This window comes from Acidipila rosea (assembly GCF_004339725.1).
Classification (GTDB): Bacteria; Acidobacteriota; Terriglobia; order Terriglobales; family Acidobacteriaceae; genus Acidipila; species Acidipila rosea.
Window position 1 is genome coordinate 785,689 of sequence record NZ_SMGK01000001.1, and the last position, 21,537, is coordinate 807,225.

Below are 21,537 nucleotides of genomic sequence, written 5' to 3' on the forward strand. Positions count from 1 at the left end.
CAGCAGTCCTGCCTATGGCTGTCCCTCTTGGTCATACTCGACCGAGGCCAGAAAGAGTCCGCGGGCCGGGGCTGTGGGCCCGGCGGCGCTGCGAGAGCGCGCCGCCATCACCTGGGGCAGCGCCTCGGCGGCGATATGCCCCCGTCCTACATCGAGGAATGTTCCTGCCAGGTTTCGGACCATGTGGTGCAGAAAGCCCGAGCCGCGCACCCGATAGACCAGCAGATCGCCTTCGCGGCTCCAGCTGGATTGGAAAATAGTCCGCACATGGCACACCGGTTCGCCTTCCCCGCGCGTTTTCAGGTCCGGGTCGCTTGCTGCAAAAGAGGAAAAGTCATGCTCCCCGCAGACCGCCTGGGCTGCCTGTTGCATCGCGTCGAAATCCAGCGGCCAGTTGAGCGCATAGACATAGCGCGCCAGCCATGGAGGGCAGATTTCACCCCGGTAGATGCGATATTCATAGGTCTTAGCCCGGGCATCGTGGCGCGCATGGAACTCCGGAGCTGCCTTGTGGGCCGCTAAGACTCGTACCGATGGGGGGAGCGACCGGTTCAGCGCTCTCATCAGGTTGGCGGCGGGAATGGGAGCGGCCAGTGCGAAGCTGGCTACCTGGCCCAACGCGTGGACGCCTGCGTCCGTGCGGCCGCTGCCCTGCGGCAGCACCCTTTCGCCGGTGACATGCTGGATGGCTTCGGCGAGCGTTCCCTGTACGGTGGCGTGCTCCGGCTGCACCTGCCATCCGTGAAACTCCGTGCCGTCATAGGAGAGGGTTACTTTCCAGTTCTGCACCAAAGACGAGGATAACGAATATTTCAAGTCCTTTGTCGATCGCGAAGCATCAGATGTGCTGCGATATACTCGACTTTCCCGTGCAAGCGCAACAGATTTGAACTCAGGCAAGTGGAACGAAATTGCCTTTTCAAACGTACAACGGGAAGTGCCCCAATTCGAGGGTTGATAAATAGCTGCGCGGCAGACCAAAATTCCGCGCAATCAGTTGAAGATGGAGAGGCGAATGGATTTGCTGTTTGAGGCTGAGAGCAGGAACGAGAACCATCCCACGGTAACAGGAACCTCATGGTTTCAACGCCTGCAGGCAGCGGCAGCGATTTCTTGCCTGCTGCTGGGCACTGCACCTGCCTATGCGGCAGATGGACAGCAGCAGACACCGCCGCCCCAGCCGACCACGGTCAGCGGCCTGCCCGCCGAGCCGGCGCCTAACTTCACTCAGCCGCTCTACATGCGGCCTGACGCCCGTGACTACACCCGGCCGCGGGGCTATTTCCCCAATCCGCTTGCGCCCTATACGGCGACCAGCGCTCCGGTGCCGCGCTTCACGAACTCCCAGCGGCTTGAGGATCTGGTGAAGAACGGCAAGATCTATCTGAGCCTGAGCGATGCAGTGGTGTTGGCGCTTGAGAATAATTTCGACATCGCGATTCAGCGCTATAACCTCGATATTGCGGATACCGATCTGCTGCGCGCGCGGGCGGGTTCTACCCTGCTGGGCGTGAACAGCGGTCTGGTGACGGGCACGCTGGGCGGCTCCACGACTGCTACAAGTTCAGGCGCGGGCCCGGGTGGAACGACGACGGGAGCAGGCGGCGCGGCCACCGGCACCTCAGGCATTGCACTTACAACCAATGGCGGCGGACCGCTGCCGGTAAACATGGACCCGGTTATTACCGGAACGGTTCAGCTTGAACGCTCGCTGATCCCTCAGATTTCGACCTTCCAGACCGGCACCCTCACCCTGAACCAGAATCTAGACCAGTACAACTTCGGCTACAACCAGGGATTTTTGACCGGCACCTCTTTGGCGGTAACTTTCAATAACTCGCGCCAGACGAATAACAGCATCATCAACAACTACAGCCCGACGCTGCAATCGACGTTCAAGGCGCAGCTTACCCAGCATCTTCTGCAGGGCTTTGGAACCGGGATTAACGGACGCTTCATCCTGCAGGCCAAGAACGACCGCCGCATCACGGATTCGGCCTTCCGCGCGCAGATTCTCTACACCATCAACCAGGTGGAGACGATGTACTGGGGACTGGTGAGCGCGTATGAGGACCTTCAGGCTAAGCAGCGCGCCATTCAGCAGTCGACCCAGCTTGCCGCGGATGACCGCAAGCAACTCCAGATCGGCACGCTCGCGCCGCTCGATGTGGTCAATGTGGATGCCACCGTCGCCAGCGATAAGCAGGCTTTGACGGCCTCACAGAATGCCCTGGAGTATCAGCAGTTGGTGATGAAGCAGGCGATCTCGCGCAATCTCGATGATCCAACCCTGTCCAACGCGCCGGTCATTCCCACCGACCGCGTGAACCTGATCGAGATGCCCGAAGAGCGGATGTCGGTCGATGACCTGGTGCGCGAGGCCGATGCCAATAGCCCAACGATTGAGCAGTCCATCCTGACGCTCAAGAACGATGAGATCACGTTAAAAGGTGTCAAGAACGGCCTGCTGCCAACCGTGGATGCGTATGCGTTTTATGGCGCCAGCGCCATCGGCGGTACGCAGAGCCGTGATTGCAAACCGATCTTCGGGCCTTGCACGGTGCCTACGATCAACTACGCCTCTACTTTCCAAAACCTCTTCAACAGCAGCGCTCCTGACAAGGGAGTCGGCTTCAACATCAACATCCCCATCCGCAACCGTACCGCTCAGGCCGAGCAGGTTCGTTCCGTGCTGGAATATCGCCAGGCACAGATGCGGTTGGAGCAGCTCTACGTGCAGACCCGCATGAATGTGATCAATGGCCAGTTCGCGCTGACCAACGATCGTGCGCAGGTGCAGTCCGCTCTTGCGGCCCGCGAATATGCGCGGCAAAGCCTTGATGCCGAGCAGAAGAAGCTGAAGCTAGGCGCATCGACCACCGCTCTCGTCCTGCAGCAGCAGCGCAACCTGGCGGTCGCCGAGAACAATGTGATTGCGGCCACCACCGCCTACGCAACCGCGCGGGCCGGTCTCGAATACACCTTGTCCAGCACTCTCGATCAGTATGGAATTGCATTGGGAGATGCGGTGAGCGGTCAGGTCAATCAACAGCCGGTCATCCCCGGCCTCCAGCCTGCCAAGAACGAGCCGGAAGCCATTGTTCCTGCTCAGCAGCAGAATCTCCAGCAGCAGAAGCAGCAGTCTACTCCGCAGCACCCGCAGTAGCCACCCGGCATAGGTGGCTTTCTGCAGAAAAAGCCCCTGTCTCTTTGCGGAGACAGGGGCTTTGCTTTGCTTCGAGGTCGCTTATCGTTCGCAGACGCGATCGAGCAGCGTGAAGAACTCGGGGAAGGAGATTGCCGCTGACTCCGCACCGCGAATCAGTGTCTCGCCCTCTGCCCGCAGGGCTGCGACGGAGAACGCCATGGCGATGCGGTGGTCGCCGCCTGCATCGATCACCGCTCCGCGCAATGGCTGCCCACCCGGCACGTCAAGCCCGTCTTCGAACTCCTCAACCTCCGCGCCCATCGCGCGCAGGTTTTTCGCTACCAGGGCAATGCGGTCCGACTCCTTCACCCGCAGCTCTTTGGCATCGCGAATGCGAATGCCGTTCGCCGTGTAGGGAGCGATAGCTGCAAGCACGGGGAGCTCATCGATCAGCTGGGCGGCGAGACCTCCGGAGATGGTTGTTCCCGTCATGCCGTCCTTGGGGGCATTGATCTGCACTGTCCCCACCAGCTCACCGAATTTGTCCTCAAGGTTCAACACGCCAATGTGGGCGCCCAGAGCGGTCAGAACATCGCACAGGGTGGCGCGCGTGGGATTCATCCCCAGTCCGTCGAAGATCAGGTTCGATCCGGGGAAGAGTGCGGCAGCGCAGAAGAAGAATGCTGCCGAGGAGATATCGCCGGGAACAACGGCTTCAATGGCGCGGAGCGTTTGGCCGCCCGCGATCGACACGCTGTCCAGGGTGCGTTCTACGTTCGCGCCAAAGGCCCGCAGCGCCAGCTCGCCGTGGTCGCGCGTGCGCACTGACTCGTGAACCGTCGTCGTCCCCTCGGCCTGCATCCCGGCGAAGAGAAGCGCCGTCTTCACCTGCGCACTCGGCACAGGGGTGGTGTAGTCGATGCCCTTCAGCGCCTTGCCACGGATCGTCACGGGGGCGTGGCCTTCCGTCAGTTCAATCTCTGCGCCCATCTGCATCAGTGGCTTGCGCACGCGCTCCATCGGGCGGCGGCTCAGCGAGGCATCGCCCACCAGGGTGAAGGTGTGCGCCTGTGGAGCCAGCAGCCCGCTCAGCATGCGCATAGTCGAGCCCGAGTTGCCGCAATCGAGGGGTGCGTCCGGCGCAGCGAATCTGCCACCCACGCCCTTGATCTCGACGCCGCCGTCCTCGCTGCGGGTGATCTCGGCGCCCAGCGCCTCCACGCAGCCCAGGCTGCTGGCGCAGTCCGCGCCTGTCGAGAAGTTCGCAAGCCGCGTCGTGCCTTCCGCAAGCCCCCCCAGCAACGCGTAGCGGTGAGAGATACTCTTGTCGCCCGGCAGGCGCAGGCTGCCGTTAATGTTTCGCGCCGGGCGAATAATCTGTTCCGTAAGGGTCTCGTTCAAGGAAGGGAACTCCGGGAATTTTTTTGAATAACTCTCTTTATCGTATCGCGCCCACCGCTCTTTCAGCCGATGACCGCAATTGGTTGAAACAGTGTCCCTGCGATGCGCCTGCCGATGGCAACCAGCTCCCGTTGCCCCTCAAAGATTTTCACCAGCGGGGCAGAGCCGAACTCTGGCAGGTTGACGGCTGCGCCATTCCTAAGCCGGCCAATGGTTTGCGCGTCTGCGGTGACCGCGGGCAAGTCCGGCAGGATGAGCCGAGGGTGTGGCATTCGCGCGCTCAGATTGCCTTCGTGCGCCAGCTGCTCTACCTGTTGCAGGGTCAAGGCCTCTTCAAGTCCGAAAGGGCCGGCAGTGACCCGGCGCAGGCTGCTCAGGTGCGCTCCGCAGCCTAGCCTCTGGCCCAGGTCGTGCGCCACCGCGCGCACATAGCCGCCCGAGGAAACCGAGATGCGAAAGTCCGCTGTATCACCCGCGAACGAAGTGATCTCAAAGTTGAAGATCGTAATGCGCGCAGGCTTCAGCTGGGGAATCTCACCCGCCCGTGCAATCTTGTGCGCCGGTTTGCCGCCGATCTTCTTGGCGGAGTAGGGCGGCGGCATCTGCTCCATCTCGCCGGAAAAGTGGGCTGCGCTGGCGAACAGCTCCTCGCTGGTGAACTGCAGAGGCGCTTCCGCCCCTGCTGGGGTTCCTTCCCTGTCGTAGGTGTCTGTCGCGAAGCCGAAACGAATGGAGCCGGTATAGGTCTTCGGCATGGGGCCAAAGAACTGCGCCAGCCTGGTGTATTTGCCCAGCAGCAGCGGCAACACGCCGGTCGCCATCGGATCGAGCGTGCCGAGGTGCCCGATCGACTGCTCCCCGGCAGCGCGGCGTACGCGTGAAACAACATCGTGGGAGGTCATCCCCCCTGGTTTATCAACAATCAGCAGCCCGTTCACTCGATTGAGTATAAGGGCTAGAAGGCGTCCTGCCTGCGCTCGCGCACCAGCGACAGGAATTCCGCGCGCGTATTCTGCTTCTGGAAAACTCCAACCATCGCCGAAGTGACCGTTGAGGAATTCTGCTTTTCGACTCCGCGCATCATCATGCAGAGGTGCCGGGCTTCGATCACGACGCCGACGCCCTGCGGCGAAATCGCATCCTGGATCGCATCGGCAATCTGCCGCGTCATCCGCTCCTGCACCTGCAGGCGGCGGGCGAATACCTCAACCAGGCGGGGGATCTTGCTCAGCCCGATGACCTTGCCATTGGGGATGTACGCGACATGGACCTTGCCGAAAAACGGCAGCATGTGGTGCTCACAGAGCGAGAACATCTCAATGTCCTTGACCAGGACCATCTCATCGTAATCGACGTCGAACATTGCCCCGCGCAGGATGGCTGTCGGGTCCTGATGATAGCCCTTGGTGAGAAAAGTCATCGCCTTCTCGACGCGCTCGGGGGTGCGCTCGAGCCCGTCTCGTGACGGGTCTTCGTCAAAGCGGCGGATGATCTCGCGATAAAGGTCCTGAGTCGAAATATCTTCGAGCCCGGTGATCATATGTTCTCTGAGAGCAGTTGCTTCGGACATGGCGGCTCTTTTCATGCTTCGCCCGAGTACTCGAAAAAGTTATTGCTGGTTTCCTCCACGCGCACGCGGACGATCTCAGCAGGGCGAAAAGCTTCTTTCAAAATTTGGAAGATCTCTATGGTTAGATTCTCTGTCGTAGGGACCAGTTTCTGGAACATCGGGTCGAGGTTCAGATTCGTATGATCGAATCGCTCGATCACCAGTTTGTGGACGCAGCCATCCAGGTCCACGAGGTTGCAGACCATTCCTGTTTCGGCATCGACCTGGCCTCCGGCTGTAACCTCCACGATGTAGTTATGCCCGTGGCCAAAAGGGTTATTGCACTTGCCATAGGTCGCGCGGTTCTGCTCATCCGTCAGCGCATCGCTGTGCAGCCGGTGAGAGGCGCTCAGCCGGTATCGACGCGAAAAGTAGGCTCTCATGCTTCTCCGTAGTAGTCGGCAAAGAGATCCGGCATCTCGTAGAGGCGGACGCGGTGCAGTTTTGCGCCGGGTATCTTGCCATCGAGCCTGCGCCAGATGGCGATGGCCATGTTTTCGGTAGTCGGAATCGTGCTCGCGAACTCCGCGACCTCCTTGTTGAGGTGGCGATGGTCGTAGACGGAGACGACTTCCCGTTCCAGCACGTCCTTCAACTCTTTCAGGTCTACGACAAATCCAGTCACAGGATCGGGCACACCTTCTACGGTCACTTCCAGTGTGTAGTTGTGCCCGTGGCCGTTCCGGTTGGAGCATTTGCCGAAGACGCGCGCGTTCTCTTCTGCCGTCCAGTTATCGTTCCAGTAGTAGTGGGCTGCAGAGAACTCTGCCTTGCGTGTGAGCAATACCATAGCGTGTCCCTTAGAGATGCTCCATGCCGTCGCGTCGCTTCAACGCGGGCGGCTCTCGTAATCGCGTCCCTTCCAGATTACGCGCTTCTTTACAGTGTGATGAAACCAGCTCCGGATGAGCAGGACCGCGAAAAGAGGCAATCCGAAGATGCTCAAAGCCACATCCAGGGCAGGGAAGTGCGACCTGGCAACCCGCCGGTAAATGCGCCACAGCGTCCGTGCCCAGATCAGCAGCAACACCAGCCGCGCCGTGATCCACGGAGTAGCCGGAGAGAGCGGGGCTGCAAAGTACAACGCCAGCAGTGGCAGCAGAATCAGCAGTCCCAGGTCGAGCAGCCGCCACGCGGCCAGCACCAGCGGATTGGCAAAGAGCAGCGCGAGATTTTTCGTCCACCCTTCCCACATCTGGCCAAAGCTGCGATACATACGCGTCGAGAGGGCATCCGGCGCATACCGGAAGCGCAGCCCGAGCTTGCGCCGTTTGAAGAGAAATGCGAGGTCCACATCTTCGAGCACGGAGGCAGCGACCGCCTCATGGCCGCCCAGCTTGAAGTAGGCATCGCGCTCCACCAGCAGGAACTGCCCGTTGGCCGCAGCCAGCCGCGATTCAGGATCGCTGACCTTTGCGGGCGGATAGGCGAGGGCAAGCTCGCTGAAGACCAGCGGCATCAGCGCCCGCTGCCAGAATCCTGAAACAATCTGCCGTGGCGAATAGGACAGCATTGCCGCCTTGTACTTCTCCGCCTCGTGGAGCGCCCGGCGCAGGTTTCCCGGCTCGTGCACCGTGTCGGCGTCTGTAAAGAGAAGCCAGGCGCCCTGCGCGACCTTCGTGCCGGTCCAGAGCGCATTTGCTTTCCCGGTCCACCCCTTGGGCGGCGCGGCTGCGTCGAGCACGGTCACGCCTGCATATCCGGCGGCGATGGCGCGTGTCGCATCCGTTGAGCCGTCGTTGATGACGATCAGCTCCCAGTCTGTGCCGAGCTGCCAGCCATCCTCTGACTGCGCGGTGAGCGAAGCGAGGCAGTCGCCGAGGGAGGCTTCTTCATTGCGCGCAGGAACCAGCACGCTCAACGTAATCGGATTGGTTGCTGCGCTGTCTTCCACGAGTCTTCGTATTATAGAAATATGCGCCTCTCCTTACACGTCGCCCTTGTTGGTCTGCTCGCAATTGGCATTACTTCAGGGTGCAACGACAGGGGTGACCACCCCTCCCAGATCGGCAAACCGGCCCCCGGCTTTGCCATCACCAATGGGGCGAAGACGCTCAGGCTCCACGATTATCGCGGCAAGGTGGTGGTGCTCAACTTCTGGGCCTCCTGGTGTCCGCCGTGCCTGGAGGAGTTTCCCTCGCTCACGGCACTGCAGCGCGAGATGCCGCAGATCGCCGTGCTGGCGGTCAGCTTCGATACCGACGCAGAAGCGTATCGCCAATACCTGGTCGACAACCATATCGACCTGACGGTGGCCATCGACCAGTCCCAGCGCAGCAACCTGGCCTACGGCACCACCCGTCCGCCCGAGACGTACATCATTGACCGCCATGGCGTAATACGCCGCAAGTTCATCGGTCCGCAGGACTGGACCAGCCCGGAAATCGTCGGCTACCTCAAGGGCCTGTAGCGCTGCTATCATTGCCACAGTATGACGACCGTCGATGTGCTTTTCCGCTACGAGCAGCACCCTACAGAAGCCGCCATGTTTGCCATCGGCAAGCTGAGCGAGGTCTACGGCATCCGCCGCATCCAGATCAACGAAGAGTGGAAGACCATCCGCGTCGAGTATGACGCCACCCGCCTCAGCGTACCGATCGTCGGCCAGCTCCTCCGCCGCGCCGGCATCAATCTCACCGAAGAGCTGCCGCTGATTCCGCCGCAGCCCGAGCCAGCCGCCGAACCGGTGCCGGCTCCTGCGAAGTAAGCAGGCTGAACACAATCAGGGTTTGCGAAACCGCGGCTGTCCTGATATTTTTAGAGAGTCACACACCTAAGTGCGCCCCTAGCTCAGTTGGATAGAGCGACTGGCTACGAACCAGTAGGTCGGGAGTTCGAATCTCTCGGGGCGCACCACACTCCCCTTTAAATCTTCACTTCTATGCCAGGCATTTTTGCTGCTTCCATCTGTATCGCCTCAGAGCGGCACGCAGACCAGCAGAACTGTAGGCGAGGGTAACCCCTCCAGCGCCGTGAGCGTCCCGATCGTTGTCTTGCGGACCTGCTGCAGCTTTGTGCTCGCCTTTGACACCAGCAGGCAGGCCGTCTCCGGCGTCCAGCCGTTTTCGAGAAGATCGGCGGTGATTCCGGCATAATCTTTGCCCGGCATGTACAGGGCAAGCGTCGAGCCGGGCGGCAGCCCCTTGAGCGCCGAGGGTTCGCCCGCCGCCTTGTGGTGAGTGGCAAAGATCACCCGGGAAGCGGTGCGCCGGTCCGTCAGCGAGACGCCGCCGGCGGCTGCGGCGGCAAAGGCCGCACTCACCCCGGACACGATCTCGAAAGGCACCTCTGCCTGGCGCAGGGCGTCCAGTTCCTCACCCGCGCGGCCGTAAAGCATGGGGTCGCCGCTCTTCAGCCGCACTACGAAGCGCCCGGCGCGGGCCGCCTCAATCATCTGCGCGTTGATCTGATTCTGGGTAATGGTCTTATCTCCGCACCGTTTGCCAACGTTCCGCACATCGGCATCGGGACGCGCCATCGCGACGATCTCCGCCGAAACCAGGTCGTCGTGCAGTACGCAGTCGGCCTCGCTCAGCAGTCGCGCTGCCCGCACTGTCAGCAGTTCCGGGTCACCGGGCCCCGCGCCCACCAGGTAGACCTTGCCTATGCCGTCGTTCATCTGGCCTCCTTGGCCTGTGTCTTGATCCGTGCAATCTCCTCCTGCGCCATGCGTCGCGACGGGCAGAAGGCTTCGCCGCATACCTCGCGGAAGATGAGCTTGTGCAGCAATTCCTTCCGTTCCTCGCCCAGCGGCAGTTCGGCCATCACCTCGCGGCGCAGGTTGCCCAGCGCATCCAGCCATTGGCCGGTGTCCGCATCGAGCATCCCGTCAATCCGCTTGCGAAGCTGCTGCGCCAGCGCCGGACTCTGCCCGGCGGTAGAGATGGCGATCTCAAGGTCGCCTCTCCGCACCACGGAGGGGTAGTAGAAGTCGCAATCAGGCGGATCGTCGACGGAGTTGACCATGATGCCGCGTTTCCTCGCCTGGACCGCAACTGTATGATTTACCGACTGTTGATCCGTACCGGCGATGACCAGGAACATGCCCTTGACGTCAGCAGTCTCAAAGCTTCGCCTTTTCCACCGGAGAGCCCCTTGCGCGGCCCATTGCTCTACGGATGGCTTCCCGTAGGGCGCGACAACTGTAACCTCGGCATCGGCCCGCAGCAGGCTCTCGATCTTGGACTCGGCAATGCCCCCGGCCCCAACCACCAGGCAGCGCCGCCCCGCCAGCTTCAAAAACATCGGAAACAAGCCCATGCTCTATTGTGTCACTGTCAAAGCCCGGAAATAATCGCATCGATACTGCCGCCCAAAAAGGCGCATACTACGTCTAAGGAACATAAGGGCAGGTGTAGCCCGGTTCCCCACTGCGGATCCCCGGAGCGCCCCATGGTTCACCTCATGTTTCCCCATCTCTCAAAATCAGCGTTTTCCCGCCTCGCGCTCGCGGTCGTGGCAACACTTGTGATCTCTCCAGGAGTGCTCAGGGCGCAGGCCATGCCCCCCGACCAGGGGCCACCGTCGGCCGCCCCCCAGCAACCTGCACCCGCGAACCAGTCGAGCGACAAGAACGAGAAGAAGAAGGACAAAAAGAAAGACAAAAAAGACAAGAAGGACCAGTCTCCCGCCGCAGATGCCTCGTCGCAGCCTTCCGAGCAGACAATGCCCGGCGTACGTCCGGGCAGCATCGACGATGTGAATGCGGTAGGGAATCGCACCATTGGCGGCCGCGGCCTGGGCAACTGGTATTCCACCGACTCCGAAATCAAGATGGGTCGCCAGTATGCGGCAGAGATTGAGAAGAGCACCCGCTTCATCACCGATCCGGTTGTGAACGAGTACGTCAACCGCGTAGGCCAGAACATCGTCCGCAACTCCGATGCGAAGGTGCCCTTCACGATCAAGGTGATCGACTCCGATGAAATCAATGCCATGGCTCTGCCGGGCGGGTTTTTCTATGTGAACTCCGGGCTGATTCTTGCCGCGGATGACGAAGCCGAGATGGCCGGAGTCATGGCCCACGAGATTGCTCATGTGGCCGCGCATCATGCGGCCCGCGAATTGACCCGAGCGAATTACGCGCAGATCGGCTCGATTCCTCTCATCATGATGACCGGCTACACGATGACCGGCTATGGCATCTATGAGGCGACCCAGCTCGCCATCCCCATAGCCTTCCTCCAGTTCTCGCGAGACTTTGAGGCGCAGGCGGACTTTCTCGGCGTGCAGTACATGTATCGCGCCGGCTACGATCCTGAGGCCTTCGTGGCCATGTTCGAAAAGATCGAAAATCTGGAAAAGCAGAAGCCAGGAGCACTCTCAAGGGCTTTTTCCAGCCATCCGCAGACCCCCGATCGCATCCAGCACACGCAGGAGGAGATTGCGCGTTATCTGCCGCCCCGTCCTGAGTACATGGTCACGACCTCTGAATTCGAAGACGTGAAGGCCCGGCTGGCCCGCATCGAGAACAAGCGGAAGTTGATCGACAAGCGCAACGGCAACAAGCCGACGCTGCGCCGCACAAGCACTACCGATCCCAACGACCCGAATAACCAGAACCCCAACGATCGCCCGACGCTTCACCGTCGCACCGATAACTAACCGCCGAAAACAGTTGCGCCCCACGCCTCTTTGCGGAGGGTGGGGCGCTTTCTTGGTGGGAATGGAAGGGCGATCAGCTGATCTTCTGGCGCAGATCCCCGCCAGTCATCTGCAGCGGCTGGGCCAGTCCCAGAATGCCGAGCAGCGTTGGGGAGATATCCCGAAGCGAGCCCGCTGGCCGCAACCGCATCCTGTCTGCGTCCTCGCTTACCAGGATGAAGGGCACCGGGTTGGTGGTGTGTGCCGTGTGCGGACCTCCCGTCACGGGGTCAACCATCGTCTCCGCATTGCCATGGTCCGCGGTGATAAGCAGTGATCCGCCCTGCTGCCTGATCGTCTTGTAGATGCGGCCCAGGCATGCATCCACGGTCTCCACAGCCTTGATCGTGGGCTCCAGCTTGCCGGAGTGTCCCACCATGTCGGCATTCGCAAAATTCACCACCACGAGGTCGAACGCCGTATCCTCGGCCGCCTTGATGACCGCATCGGCAATGCCTGACGCGCTCATCTCCGGAGCGAGATCATAGGTGGCCACCTTCTGCGAGGGAATCAGCACGCGATCTTCGCCCGGAAAGGGCTTCTCGATGCCGCCGTTGAAGAAGTAAGTCACGTGCGCGTACTTCTCCGTCTCGGCGATACGCAGATTGCGCAGGTTCGCCTGGGCGAGCAGGTTCGCGAGCAGGTTCTCCATCGACTCCGGCAGGATAATCATCGGCAGCGAGAACTGCTTGTCGTACTGCGTCATGCACACGTAGTGCAGGTTTGAGGGAACCTCATTGCGGGGAATCGTCAGATCGAGATCGTCCGCGCCGGGCAGCTCCCTGCCTGCCTGCTTCGTGAAACCACTGTTGCGGCCCAGTACTCGCGTGATCTGGCGGGCGCGGTCCGCGCGATAGTTGAACATGATGCAGACATCGTTATCGCGGATGACGCCGTTCTGGTGCCCATGCTCGTCGGTGACGACAAAGGGAACGATGAACTCGTCGGTGATGCCGTTGTTGTAGCACTCCTTGATGCGCTCGACCGGATCGGCATAGGCCCCACCCTCGGCGCGGCCCGTCACCATTGCGTCGAAGGCGAGCTTCTCGCGTTCCCATCGGCGGTCGCGGTCCATCGCATAGTAGCGGCCGGAGACGGAGGCAATCTTGCCCACGCCGTACTCCCGCATCTTCTGCTGCAGCGCGGAGAGATAAGCAGCGCCGCTGGTGGGCAGCGTGTCGCGGCCGTCCATGAAGGCATGAACGAAGACGCGCTCCAGATTATTCTGCGCAGCCACCTTGAGCAGCGCATAGAGATGATTGATATGCGAGTGCACGCCGCCATCGGAGACAAGTCCGAAGAGGTGCAGCTGTCGCCCTTCTTCGCCTGCCCGCTTCATCGCTTCCAGGATCACCGGATCGATGAAGAAGTCGCCATTCGCGATCATCGCGTCGATGCGCGTGATATCCATGCGAACGATGCGGCCCGCACCGATATTCAGGTGGCCGACTTCGCTGTTGCCCATCTGCCCATCCGGCAGACCGACAAAATGATCGGAGGCATGCAGCAGCGTGTTGGGATACTCGGCGAGCAGCTTGTCATAGACAGGCTTCCGTGCCAGGGCGATGGCGTTGTTTTCAATCTGCGGGCGATAACCCCATCCGTCGAGGATGGTCAGGACAAGCGGCTTCTTCAGGTTCGACACTGCATCTCCATCTGTAACTGGTGAGGGGAAAGCGCGGGGCTTGTGCAAGCCCCGCGCCCGTGTGTGCTACTCGCCGAAGTTGACGGCTTCCAGCCCCAGAAACTCAGCGGCCTGCCCGAGCTCTTCCTCGATGCGCAGCAGCTGGTTGTACTTGGCAATGCGGTCCGTGCGTGAGGCCGAGCCGGTTTTGATCTGGCCCACACCTGTCGCCACTGCGAGATCGGCGATAAAGGTGTCCTCGGTCTCGCCGCTGCGGTGGGAGATGATCGAGGTGTAGCCGTAGCGGCGGCCCAGTTCGATCGCTTCCAGGGTCTCGCTGACCGTGCCGATCTGGTTCACCTTGATGAGGATCGAGTTGGCGATGCCCTCTTCGATGCCGCGCTGCAGGCGCTCCGTATTGGTGACAAAGAGATCGTCACCGACAAGCTGAATGCGCTGCCCCACCAGATCGGTGAAGTACTTCCAGCCTGCCCAGTCATCTTCCGCAAAACCGTCTTCGATCGACACGATGGGATACTGCTTCGTCCAGCTCTCCCAGTAGTGAGCCATCTCTTCGCTGGTCTTCGCGCTCTTGTCAGACTTCTTGAAGATGTACTTTCCCGACTCCTTGTCATAGAACTCGCTGGCTGCCGGATCGAGCGCAATGGCGATCTCTTCGCCGGCCTTGTAGCCTGCCAGTTCGATCGCTTCCAGGATCACTTCGATGGCTTCTACGTTGGACTTGAGCGATGGCGCAAAGCCGCCTTCGTCACCCACGGCCGTGTTGTAGCCGCGCTTCTTCAGCACGCCCTTGAGGGTGTGGAAGACCTCCGTGCCCCAGCGAAGAGCGTCAGAGAATGTCTCCGCTCCCACGGGCATGACCATGAATTCCTGGAAGTCGACATTGTTGTCCGCGTGCGCGCCGCCGTTCAGGATGTTCATCATCGGCGTGGGCAGGATCGCGGCATTGACGCCGCCGAGATAGCGATAAAGCGGCATCTTGAGCGAGTTGGCAGACGCCCTGGCTGCAGCCATTGAAACCGCGAGAATGGCATTGGCGCCCAGGCGGCTCTTGTTCGGCGTGCCGTCAATCGAGATCATCGTTGCGTCGAGCAGCCGCTGGTTGGATGCGTCCATGCCCGTAAGCTCAGGGGCCAGTGCACTCTCTACGTTTTCAATTGCCTGAAGGACGCCCTTGCCCAGATAGTGGCTCTTGTCGCCATCGCGTAGCTCGACCGCTTCGTGCTCGCCAGTGGAGGCTCCGCTGGGCACAGCCGCCCGGCCCATCGTTCCATCAGCCAATACCACGTCCGCTTCTACGGTCGGGTTGCCGCGCGAGTCGAGTATTTCGCGCGCATGAATTGCAGCAATCTCTGTCATTTCACTCCTTGAAATCTGGTGCCTTAAACGTTCCTTAAGTTTTGGACGGCGGTCGACCCGAATTGCATCCCCGTTCGTTCCGCCTATGAAGTCAATCAGCAAGATTTTCCGCCCTTTTGCTCCGTCGTGATTCTAACAAAGCGTGGTGATCGAGAGGTGACAGCCACAGCGCAGTTAACCTCTATGGTTCGCCTGTTGGCCCGCAGAGCAGTATCCTGTGCCTGTCGCATGCATGTTTGTCACAATAGAGTAGAATCGCCCAAATTGGAGCAGCACATGAAGAAAGTTCTCGTCACTGCAGTTCTCGGAGCGGCTATTGCCGCGCCTGCATCGTTTGCCCAGCAACAGTCTGCACCCAATCAGTACCAGGGCGTCTCCCAGCCCCCTGCCAATGACCAGATCGTAACTACCGATGACGCGCCGCCTCAGCCGGTAGTCAAGCATGCGGCCAAACCTTCGGCTGCGATTCCGGCATCGCCTGTGTTGCCCGCGCGGAATGCGCCTCCCGTGGTGCCGGCGAAGATCACCAATCCGGATGCGGATATGATCCAGTCCGTGAATCCGCCTGCCCAGCAATATGAGCCGGCGTCGAGCGCAGGTTTTGCAAAGCGCCCCTCGGACCCTGACGCAGACATGATCAGCGTCATTCCATCCCCGAACAACCAGCTGCCTGAGGGCACAAACATCAATGCCCGCCTGATCGACAGCCTCTCGACCAAGGAGACGGCGAACGGCTCGCTCTTCCGCGCCCAGGTCACCTCCAATGTCTACAAGAACGGACGCGTCATTATTCCTGCCGGTTCAGAACTGCGCGGACGCGTCGTTCAAGTGGAGCAGGGGCATCATTTCGGCCCGGCAGCGACCTTGCGGCTTCGTCCCGAAAGCGTGATCCTGCCGGACGGCTCGGCCTATCACCTTTACGCGCAGGTCATCTCCTCCGGCGCCCAGAACACGCGCGTCGGCAGTGAGGGCGGCATCCAGCCCGGCACGCACTACCGCAAAGATGCAGTCGAGTACGGCGCGGGAGCAGGCACAGGTGCGCTGCTCGGCGCAAAGATCGCCGGCCCCACCGGTGCCCTGGTTGGCACCGCGGTTGGCGCGGGTCTCATCACCGTACACCTGCTCAAGCAGCAGCCGGGCGTCGTCGACGTGCCCCAGGGCTCGCGGCTGGTCTTCAGCCTCACAGAGCCGATGGACCTGACGGTGACGAAGAATTAGTCAACCCCAAAAAGGAGCCCGCGCCTCAACCTAGAGACGCGGGCATTTTTCTTGAGGAACCGTGGCAGCCTAATCCATTCGCGTAGCAGTCAGCTCAATCTGCAGCTTGCCCCTGTTGTCGAGATTGTCGGACGACAGAATGACAGTCGGCTTATCGATCGGAACGACCACACGAGCAAATCCCCACCTGTTCTGGCGAATAATCGGCGCGGCCGAAGAAGAGGTCGCGGGCGAGGGCGTTATGCTGCTTATATCTGCAGAGACTTCCAATGCCAATTTTCCTCCTGTCTCCTGCGCATGGTTCGCGTCCAGATTGACGCCGACATCCATGTATTGAATATCCCCTTTGCTGCTGGTCGTTACAGGTATCTTGGACCCGGTGCGAATCTGGGCGGAAAGAAACATGGCATTCCCGACTGTTCCAGGCGTGGTTGAGCCGGCTGCGATAGCGGTGGAATAGGTACGGCTGTTGGTGATCTTGCCATTCTCCCCAAATTCCTCAACCGAGTAGGTCAGCTTGTAGTAGTGGGTGGGCGCGGCGACCTTGGTGTTCTCCGGCTGCTGGGCAACGCCTCGTCCGGAGACGAGCGTCAGGGCTGCGGCTGCAAGCATGAAGGTAGAAAACTTACGCATTGGGATAGCTCCTATTGGTTCAGCGATTCTGGGTAAAGGGGTGAAATTTTCAGCCCGCTGATCTCAATCGGTCGGATCGGCTGGTGCTGCGCCTCTGCGATGGCCAGTACGGTGCTCCTCGGCGCAATCTTTACAAAGGCAGCCAGCAGCAGCTCCTGCTGCGTCGGCGGCGTGGCCGTGGGAAACTGCTGTAATCTTGGCAGCCTCTCGGCCCGGCGGAGGGGAACAGCCCGATAGCTGACACGCTGCAGCCGTCCCTCCTGCGGCCTGTTTTGCGGCGCAGTTGCGGTCTCCACCGGCTTTGTGGGCAGCACGGGAGCGAGCGCCATCGTCGCAGGCGGCAGGATGGGCTTCGCGGGCCGGTGCGCGAGCAGTGCGGCCAGGAGCAGCATGCAGGCAAACGCCGGAGCTGCCAGCGCCATCCAGCGCCACCGTCTGTGAGGCTTCGCCGACGCGCGTAGGAACGCCATTGTCCTCATGGTCAGCAGCTGTTCGTCGATGCCCTCCGCCGGTTCAGCGTAAGTCGTGAGAGCGGCCTCGATCTGCCGGTCCAGCTCATCATCCAGTCGCATGTGTCCTCCTTTCAGCGGCCACAAGTTTTTCGCGCAGCATCTGCCGAGCGCGCATCAGCCTGGTGCGCACGGTACCCTCGGGCAGCTGCATCACGCTCGCAATTTCACGCGAGTTCAGCTCTTCAATCGTTGAGAGCGCCAGCGGCCGGCGCAGCTCCTCGGGCAGGCTGTCGATCATCTGGTGAATCAGGTGCTGCGCTGTGGCGTCGATCACCGTCTGCTCCGGGTCGAGATCGGATGCAGGCGTATCCAGCAGGTCGAGCGCGACGCTCTCGCGATCGTCGCGCTTCGGCAGCCGGTCGACAGCCACGCGCCATGCGGCCCGCGCCAGAAAGGCGTGTGGATCGCTTACGTCGCGCCAGGCGCCGTTTCGATAGAGTTTCAAGAAGGTCTCCTGCAGAGCATCTTCGGCGTCATGCGCGTTGCGGAGCACGGCATAGGCCACGCGAAAGACGAAGCGGGAGTGCCGCTCAACGAACCGCGTAAACTCCGCCTCTTCACGCTCATGCACTCCCGCCCGCTCCTTGTGCGCGCTGCCCGTGCTGCTGCAACGTTCACCCGCTAAGACGGCAAGGAAGGCAGGAGTGTTCAAGTTTCTTCTGGAGTCATTTAGGGTTGCGGGAGGATTTCCACTTCAGCCCGACATAGGCGAAGTAGGCGAGCTGGATCGCCCAGGTGAAGGTATAAGCGAGGACGAGGTGGCGGTGGAACATTGGGTTCATTGGCTTCTATCTCCTCAGCCTGCAACTTCCAGGGCGCGCAGCGCGGCTCGCTCTTCATTCAGTTGTTCACGATAGGCGGCAGCGTAGCGGATGCTCACCAGCAGCACTCCCCACATCAGCCACCCGGCCAGATTCCACCAGATCGCGGGCATCATGCGCGGATCGACGCCGGACCCAGGGCCGCCGCCAAACACCGGGGCAGGGTGCTGGGTGCGCCACCAGCGCGTGGACATGTAGACGATAGGCACATCCAGGTAGCCGAAGATGGCCATCACCGCGGCCAGGGTACGCATCTGCGGCCCGGCAGCAAAGCGGCGCAGCAGCAGGTATGCAACATAGATGAGATAGAGCACGGTCGTGGAGGTCAGCCGCTCGTCCCACGTCCACCAGATGCCCCAGACGGGCCGCGCCCAGAGCGAGCCGGTTACCAGGCCCACGGTACAGAAGACGACGCCCATTTCCGCTGCAGAGAGAGCCAGGGCATCGGCCTTCATCGCGCGGGCGGGCTTGCTGTTGCGCCATGCCAGATAGGCCAGCGATGCCCCGAGGTTGATGGCGAAGAAGAGCGCCATGCCGCACCAGGAGGGGAAATGGTAGAAGAAGATGCGGAAAATGTCGCCCTGCTGACTATCCGCCGGCACCACAAACATCGCCACGCGAAAGCCATTGGCCAGCACGGCGGCAGTTACTACAAACCAAAGCCAGCGAAACACCTTCATCTCATTATTCCTTCACGTAAGTCTTGACCCATCAGTGTAACGCCGCACGCCTGAAATTAGCCCTTCCCAGTTGTGCATTTATAGGAGTAAATTGTCTGCCCATGGCGACACTCACCCTTATTATTGGCGTAATTCTTTTAGGTATTGGCGTTCTTGGACATCGCTACGGCACCCGCCGCAGGCGCGTAGCTGCCCCCGACGAGTTGATGGCTCGCAAGTGGGTCATGACGATTGGCTCAGTGATCGTAGCGTTGTGGTTTGTGGCCTTCTCCGCCGCCCACTTGCTGCACTACAGCCATAGTGGCCGTTGGTAAGTCGCAGTACCCAAAACAAAATTGATTCGATAGCTTCCTGCTGCCGATTGTCCCGCTGGATAGGTGTACCTGCCTGTCAGGTGGCTCGACAACATCAGTTAAGTTGCGCGTGCCCGGTTTCGTCTCTCTGGCCTCGCATCCGTTAACTGGATAAAGGTGGGTAAGCTGTCCGCGTCGAGGGCGCAGACAGCTTGGAGCTGCAACGCCTTGGTGCGTCAGGGCTTCTGCGTGGGCCTCAGCAGCACTTCGCTCACAAAAGACTGCGGAGCCTGGGTGACCAGCATCGCGACGATGGCCGCAACATCCTCCGGCTGAATCTTCTTCTCAGCGTTTTTGCCGCCTCCCCCGCCAAATCCTGTATTGACGGACCCCGGCGCGATCACCGAGACGCGAATCCCATGGGGTCGCAGCTCTTCGGCTACTGAATATGTCAGACCATTGAGGCCCCATTTTGAGGCGGAATAAGCGGCACCGTTCGGCAGCGGATTTTTTCCCGCAAGCGAGGAGATGTTGACGATGTGTCCTCGCCCCGCGGCGATCATGGTGGGCGCCAGCGCGCGGATCATCAAATAAGGAGCGCGAAGATTGGTCGCCATCAGCCGATCCCAGGCCTCCGGCTTCATTTCATGCAGCGGCTGGCCGATCTCTCCGATGCCGGCATTGTTGACCAGTACGTCGCATCGTCCCCAGCGCTCCTTCACCTGACCGGCAAGTGCAGCAATGGCTGGCTCGTCGGTGAGGTCGGTGGGGATTGCCTCAGCCAGTTGCCCGTCAGCCTTGATCGCTGCCGCAACCTCTTGGAGTCGCTGCGGGTCGCGCGCCACCAGGATAACCCTCGCGCCCATCGAGGCCAGCCGTCTGCTGATGGCCTCGCCGATGCCGCGCCCTGCGCCGGTAACCACCGCAACCTGATCTGCAAGCTCTATTGTCATGATTCTTATGATGCTACTCCCCTTGCAGTCAACATCGGGATGTTACCCTGCATCCCATGCCTCGAGCGATCGAAATGACTGCCCGCGGGGTCTTACTTGTCATGGAGGCATACTGGTTTCTATAATCCCTGCAACGCGCAGTGAAGGATGCAGGGTAGGAATCGTTTCCACGGCGCATCAGTCCTTTTCGCGGCAAATTGTTTTGATTCAGGACATTCCTTAGGAGCGTTGAATGAAGAAGGTCGTAGTAGCATCCATGCTGGCATTTGCCACAAGCACATTGGCCTCCTCGTATATGGCCATGGCTCAAGCCCCTGCACAAACCCCTCCCAACAACGCCGCGGGTCAGGGATCGCAGCCAAGTCAGATTACGATTAAAGATCCTGCCGAATACAACGCTTACACCAACGCGATGGGACAGTCCTCTCCGGCAGCCAAAGCGTCGGCGATCGAGCAGTTTCTGCAGCAGTACCCGAACAGCGTAGTTAAGCAGCAGATGCTCGAACAGCTCGTCGCTTCCTACTCCCAGGCGGGCGACAACGCCAAGACGCTCGATGCCGCCAAGCGCCTGCTTCAGGTCGATCCCAACAACCTGCGCGCCCTCACCTTTGTCGTCTATCTCGAAAAGGCTCAGGCGCAAGGCAATCAGCAGCAGTTGGATGATGCAGCAGCCAGGGCACAGCAGGGCTTGACCGCTCAGAAGCCTGCCGGCATGTCGGATGCGGACTTTGAAAAGCTGAAGTCGACCGCAACCCCGATCTTCGAGAGCACCATCGGCGCCGACGATATCGCCAAGAAGGACTATAAGGGCGCGATTGAAGCGTACACGGCCGAGCTCAAGTCTTATAAGGATCCTGCGGAGACAACCAAGGGACCCGGACTTGTCGACACCTATTATCTGGGCAACGCTTACGTACAGCAGGATCCCAAGGATCTGGTCAACGGCATCTGGTTCCTGACCCGCGCTGCGCAGTATGCACCTCCGGGGCAGTATCAGACACAGATCGAGCAGGCAGCCGAGTACTGGTACAAGAAGTATCACGGAGGAATGGACGGGTACGACCAGATCAAGCAGCTGGCCCACGACAACCTCTTTCCGCCGGACAGCTACAAGCCGGTTCCGGCGCCTCCGCCGCCGTCACCTCAGGATCTCGCCCACCAGGCAGTTACAAGCACGCCTGATCTGAAGTCGCTCGCGCTGGCCGATAAGGAATTCATCCTTGCCAACGGAACCCCCGAAGATGCAGGCAAGGTCTGGGATGTTCTGAAGGGTGTGACCGCTGAAGTTCCGGGAACAGTCATCTCCGCTACTGCAGACTCCGTACAGCTCGCTGTTTCGGATGATGCGAAGCAGTCCCAGAAGGCAGACTTCACCATCAACATGAAGACTCCTTTGAAGACTCCTCCTGCTCCGGGAACCCAGGTCACCTACATTGCGACCTTCGACTCCTACACGCAGAACCCGGCGATGATCATCCTCAAGGATGGCGCGCCCAAGACCGCGGAGCACAAGGCTCCGGTGCATCACCCCACCCACCATCACTCCGCTGCTCGGTAAGCAGAGGGAGGTTGGTTTGAGCGGGGCAGCCATCGGCTGCCCCGCTTTGCTTTATCCTTAGAGA

Annotated in this window: 23 protein-coding genes and 1 tRNA gene; 8 read left to right on the forward strand and 16 right to left on the reverse strand. The window is 60.6% G+C overall.

Annotation, left to right across the window (positions count from 1 at the left end):
• Positions 1 to 12 precede the first annotated feature (12 nt).
• Entirely contained in the window at positions 13 to 816 is an 804-nt protein-coding gene (gene truA, locus C7378_RS03290; RefSeq protein WP_243648031.1) for a tRNA pseudouridine(38-40) synthase TruA, read from the reverse strand.
• 199 nt (positions 817 to 1,015) lie between these two features.
• Between truA and C7378_RS03295 the strand changes: the two genes are divergently transcribed.
• Positions 1,016 to 3,166, forward strand: coding sequence for a TolC family protein (locus C7378_RS03295; protein ID WP_131991630.1), 2,151 nt, complete (start codon positions 1,016 to 1,018; stop codon positions 3,164 to 3,166).
• Between the two features lie 81 nt (positions 3,167 to 3,247).
• Here the strand turns inward: C7378_RS03295 and aroA are convergent, their stop codons facing one another.
• The 6 genes from aroA to C7378_RS03325 all read right to left on the reverse strand — a co-directional run bounded on the left by aroA (position 3,248) and on the right by C7378_RS03325 (position 8,052).
• Positions 3,248 to 4,549: a 3-phosphoshikimate 1-carboxyvinyltransferase gene (gene aroA / locus C7378_RS03300; RefSeq protein ID WP_131991633.1), complete on the reverse strand. Its 1,302-nt coding sequence runs from the start codon at positions 4,547 to 4,549 to the stop codon at positions 3,248 to 3,250.
• A gap of 62 nt (positions 4,550 to 4,611) precedes the next feature.
• Positions 4,612 to 5,487 (reverse strand): tRNA pseudouridine(55) synthase TruB, encoded by an 876-nt coding sequence (gene truB, locus C7378_RS03305; protein ID WP_131991636.1) that lies wholly within the window; start codon positions 5,485 to 5,487, stop codon positions 4,612 to 4,614.
• Between the two features lie 17 nt (positions 5,488 to 5,504).
• Positions 5,505 to 6,119: a GTP cyclohydrolase I FolE gene (gene folE, locus C7378_RS03310; protein WP_243648033.1), complete on the reverse strand. Its 615-nt coding sequence runs from the start codon at positions 6,117 to 6,119 to the stop codon at positions 5,505 to 5,507.
• An 11-nt stretch (positions 6,120 to 6,130) separates the two neighbouring features.
• The gene (locus C7378_RS03315) at positions 6,131 to 6,541 is read right to left on the reverse strand and encodes a 6-carboxytetrahydropterin synthase (RefSeq protein WP_131991642.1); all 411 of its coding nucleotides are present in this window, start codon (positions 6,539 to 6,541) and stop codon (positions 6,131 to 6,133) included.
• On the reverse strand, positions 6,538 to 6,948 hold the full coding sequence (locus tag C7378_RS03320) for a 6-pyruvoyl trahydropterin synthase family protein (RefSeq protein WP_131991645.1): 411 nt from the start codon (positions 6,946 to 6,948) through the stop codon (positions 6,538 to 6,540). The genes C7378_RS03315 and C7378_RS03320 overlap by 4 nt, the downstream gene beginning before the upstream one ends.
• Before the next feature lie 39 nt (positions 6,949 to 6,987).
• Positions 6,988 to 8,052, reverse strand: a complete 1,065-nt coding sequence (locus tag C7378_RS03325; RefSeq protein ID WP_243648034.1) for a glycosyltransferase family 2 protein — start codon at positions 8,050 to 8,052, stop codon at positions 6,988 to 6,990.
• 21 nt (positions 8,053 to 8,073) lie between these two features.
• Between C7378_RS03325 and C7378_RS03330 the strand changes: the two genes are divergently transcribed.
• The 3 genes from C7378_RS03330 (at position 8,074) to C7378_RS03340 (ending at position 9,014) form a co-directional block, all read left to right on the forward strand.
• A complete protein-coding gene (locus C7378_RS03330; protein WP_131991651.1) occupies positions 8,074 to 8,568 on the forward strand; it encodes a TlpA family protein disulfide reductase in 495 nt (164 codons plus the stop codon).
• Between the two features lie 21 nt (positions 8,569 to 8,589).
• Positions 8,590 to 8,865 (forward strand): hypothetical protein, encoded by a 276-nt coding sequence (locus tag C7378_RS03335; protein ID WP_131991653.1) that lies wholly within the window; start codon positions 8,590 to 8,592, stop codon positions 8,863 to 8,865.
• Positions 8,866 to 8,937: 72 nt separating this feature from the next.
• Positions 8,938 to 9,014: transfer RNA gene (locus tag C7378_RS03340), tRNA-Arg, on the forward strand.
• Positions 9,015 to 9,075: 61 nt separating this feature from the next.
• Here the strand turns inward: C7378_RS03340 and cobA are convergent.
• Complete coding sequence (gene cobA / locus C7378_RS03345; RefSeq protein WP_131991656.1) at positions 9,076 to 9,777, reverse strand: uroporphyrinogen-III C-methyltransferase; 702 nt, start codon at positions 9,775 to 9,777, stop codon at positions 9,076 to 9,078.
• Complete coding sequence (locus C7378_RS03350) at positions 9,774 to 10,403, reverse strand: precorrin-2 dehydrogenase/sirohydrochlorin ferrochelatase family protein (protein WP_243648035.1); 630 nt, start codon at positions 10,401 to 10,403, stop codon at positions 9,774 to 9,776. Before C7378_RS03350 ends, cobA begins: the two co-directional genes overlap by 4 nt.
• Before the next feature lie 147 nt (positions 10,404 to 10,550).
• On the opposite strand from C7378_RS03350, the gene C7378_RS03355 reads away from it, so the two are divergent.
• Positions 10,551 to 11,762, forward strand: coding sequence for a M48 family metallopeptidase (locus tag C7378_RS03355; RefSeq protein WP_131991662.1), 1,212 nt, complete (start codon positions 10,551 to 10,553; stop codon positions 11,760 to 11,762).
• 73 nt (positions 11,763 to 11,835) lie between these two features.
• On the opposite strand, the gene gpmI is transcribed toward C7378_RS03355, so the two are convergent.
• Entirely contained in the window at positions 11,836 to 13,437 is a 1,602-nt protein-coding gene (gpmI, locus tag C7378_RS03360; protein WP_131992785.1) for a 2,3-bisphosphoglycerate-independent phosphoglycerate mutase, read from the reverse strand.
• 75 nt (positions 13,438 to 13,512) lie between these two features.
• Positions 13,513 to 14,805: a phosphopyruvate hydratase gene (eno, locus tag C7378_RS03365; RefSeq protein WP_131991665.1), complete on the reverse strand. Its 1,293-nt coding sequence runs from the start codon at positions 14,803 to 14,805 to the stop codon at positions 13,513 to 13,515.
• Positions 14,806 to 15,081: 276 nt separating this feature from the next.
• On the opposite strand from eno, the gene C7378_RS03370 reads away from it, so the two are divergent.
• Positions 15,082 to 16,023 (forward strand): hypothetical protein, encoded by a 942-nt coding sequence (locus C7378_RS03370; protein WP_131991668.1) that lies wholly within the window; start codon positions 15,082 to 15,084, stop codon positions 16,021 to 16,023.
• Positions 16,024 to 16,092: 69 nt separating this feature from the next.
• Here the strand turns inward: C7378_RS03370 and C7378_RS03375 are convergent, their stop codons facing one another.
• The 4 genes from C7378_RS03375 to C7378_RS03390 form a co-directional block, all read right to left on the reverse strand.
• The gene (locus C7378_RS03375) at positions 16,093 to 16,656 is read right to left on the reverse strand and encodes a hypothetical protein (RefSeq protein ID WP_131991671.1); all 564 of its coding nucleotides are present in this window, start codon (positions 16,654 to 16,656) and stop codon (positions 16,093 to 16,095) included.
• An 11-nt stretch (positions 16,657 to 16,667) separates the two neighbouring features.
• Positions 16,668 to 17,228, reverse strand: a complete 561-nt coding sequence (locus C7378_RS03380) for a hypothetical protein (RefSeq protein ID WP_131991674.1) — start codon at positions 17,226 to 17,228, stop codon at positions 16,668 to 16,670.
• Positions 17,215 to 17,820: an RNA polymerase sigma factor gene (locus C7378_RS03385; protein WP_243648036.1), complete on the reverse strand. Its 606-nt coding sequence runs from the start codon at positions 17,818 to 17,820 to the stop codon at positions 17,215 to 17,217. The genes C7378_RS03380 and C7378_RS03385 overlap by 14 nt, the downstream gene beginning before the upstream one ends.
• 144 nt (positions 17,821 to 17,964) lie before the next feature.
• Complete coding sequence (locus C7378_RS03390) at positions 17,965 to 18,669, reverse strand: cytochrome c biogenesis protein (RefSeq protein ID WP_131991677.1); 705 nt, start codon at positions 18,667 to 18,669, stop codon at positions 17,965 to 17,967.
• Positions 18,670 to 18,770: 101 nt separating this feature from the next.
• Here C7378_RS03390 and C7378_RS03395 point away from each other — a divergent pair, with 101 nt between their 5' ends.
• On the forward strand, positions 18,771 to 18,983 hold the full coding sequence (locus C7378_RS03395) for a hypothetical protein (RefSeq protein WP_131991680.1): 213 nt from the start codon (positions 18,771 to 18,773) through the stop codon (positions 18,981 to 18,983).
• 215 nt (positions 18,984 to 19,198) lie between these two features.
• On the opposite strand, the gene C7378_RS03400 is transcribed toward C7378_RS03395, so the two are convergent.
• Entirely contained in the window at positions 19,199 to 19,915 is a 717-nt protein-coding gene (locus tag C7378_RS03400; RefSeq protein WP_131991683.1) for an SDR family oxidoreductase, read from the reverse strand.
• Between the two features lie 232 nt (positions 19,916 to 20,147).
• Here C7378_RS03400 and C7378_RS03405 point away from each other — a divergent pair, with 232 nt between their 5' ends.
• Positions 20,148 to 21,473: a tetratricopeptide repeat protein gene (locus C7378_RS03405; protein ID WP_131991686.1), complete on the forward strand. Its 1,326-nt coding sequence runs from the start codon at positions 20,148 to 20,150 to the stop codon at positions 21,471 to 21,473.
• Positions 21,474 to 21,537 lie beyond the last annotated feature (64 nt).

Bases quoted from the DNA above. Each gene is read 5' to 3' on its own strand.
- C7378_RS03295 (WP_131991630.1), top strand. From the start codon at position 1,016: ATGGATTTGCTGTTTGAGGCTGAGAGCAGGAACGAGAACCATCCCACG.
- folE (WP_243648033.1), bottom strand. From the start codon at position 6,119: ATGTCCGAAGCAACTGCTCTCAGAGAACATATGATCACCGGGCTCGAA.
- C7378_RS03315 (WP_131991642.1), bottom strand. From the start codon at position 6,541: ATGAGAGCCTACTTTTCGCGTCGATACCGGCTGAGCGCCTCTCACCGG.
- C7378_RS03320 (WP_131991645.1), bottom strand. From the start codon at position 6,948: ATGGTATTGCTCACACGCAAGGCAGAGTTCTCTGCAGCCCACTACTAC.
- C7378_RS03330 (WP_131991651.1), top strand. From the start codon at position 8,074: ATGCGCCTCTCCTTACACGTCGCCCTTGTTGGTCTGCTCGCAATTGGC.
- C7378_RS03335 (WP_131991653.1), top strand. From the start codon at position 8,590: ATGACGACCGTCGATGTGCTTTTCCGCTACGAGCAGCACCCTACAGAA.
- cobA (WP_131991656.1), bottom strand. From the start codon at position 9,777: ATGAACGACGGCATAGGCAAGGTCTACCTGGTGGGCGCGGGGCCCGGT.
- C7378_RS03350 (WP_243648035.1), bottom strand. From the start codon at position 10,403: ATGTTTTTGAAGCTGGCGGGGCGGCGCTGCCTGGTGGTTGGGGCCGGG.
- C7378_RS03355 (WP_131991662.1), top strand. From the start codon at position 10,551: ATGGTTCACCTCATGTTTCCCCATCTCTCAAAATCAGCGTTTTCCCGC.
- eno (WP_131991665.1), bottom strand. From the start codon at position 14,805: ATGACAGAGATTGCTGCAATTCATGCGCGCGAAATACTCGACTCGCGC.
- C7378_RS03370 (WP_131991668.1), top strand. From the start codon at position 15,082: ATGAAGAAAGTTCTCGTCACTGCAGTTCTCGGAGCGGCTATTGCCGCG.
- C7378_RS03375 (WP_131991671.1), bottom strand. From the start codon at position 16,656: ATGCGTAAGTTTTCTACCTTCATGCTTGCAGCCGCAGCCCTGACGCTC.
- C7378_RS03380 (WP_131991674.1), bottom strand. From the start codon at position 17,228: ATGCGACTGGATGATGAGCTGGACCGGCAGATCGAGGCCGCTCTCACG.
- C7378_RS03390 (WP_131991677.1), bottom strand. From the start codon at position 18,669: ATGAAGGTGTTTCGCTGGCTTTGGTTTGTAGTAACTGCCGCCGTGCTG.
- C7378_RS03395 (WP_131991680.1), top strand. From the start codon at position 18,771: ATGGCGACACTCACCCTTATTATTGGCGTAATTCTTTTAGGTATTGGC.
- C7378_RS03400 (WP_131991683.1), bottom strand. From the start codon at position 19,915: ATGACAATAGAGCTTGCAGATCAGGTTGCGGTGGTTACCGGCGCAGGG.
- C7378_RS03405 (WP_131991686.1), top strand. From the start codon at position 20,148: ATGAAGAAGGTCGTAGTAGCATCCATGCTGGCATTTGCCACAAGCACA.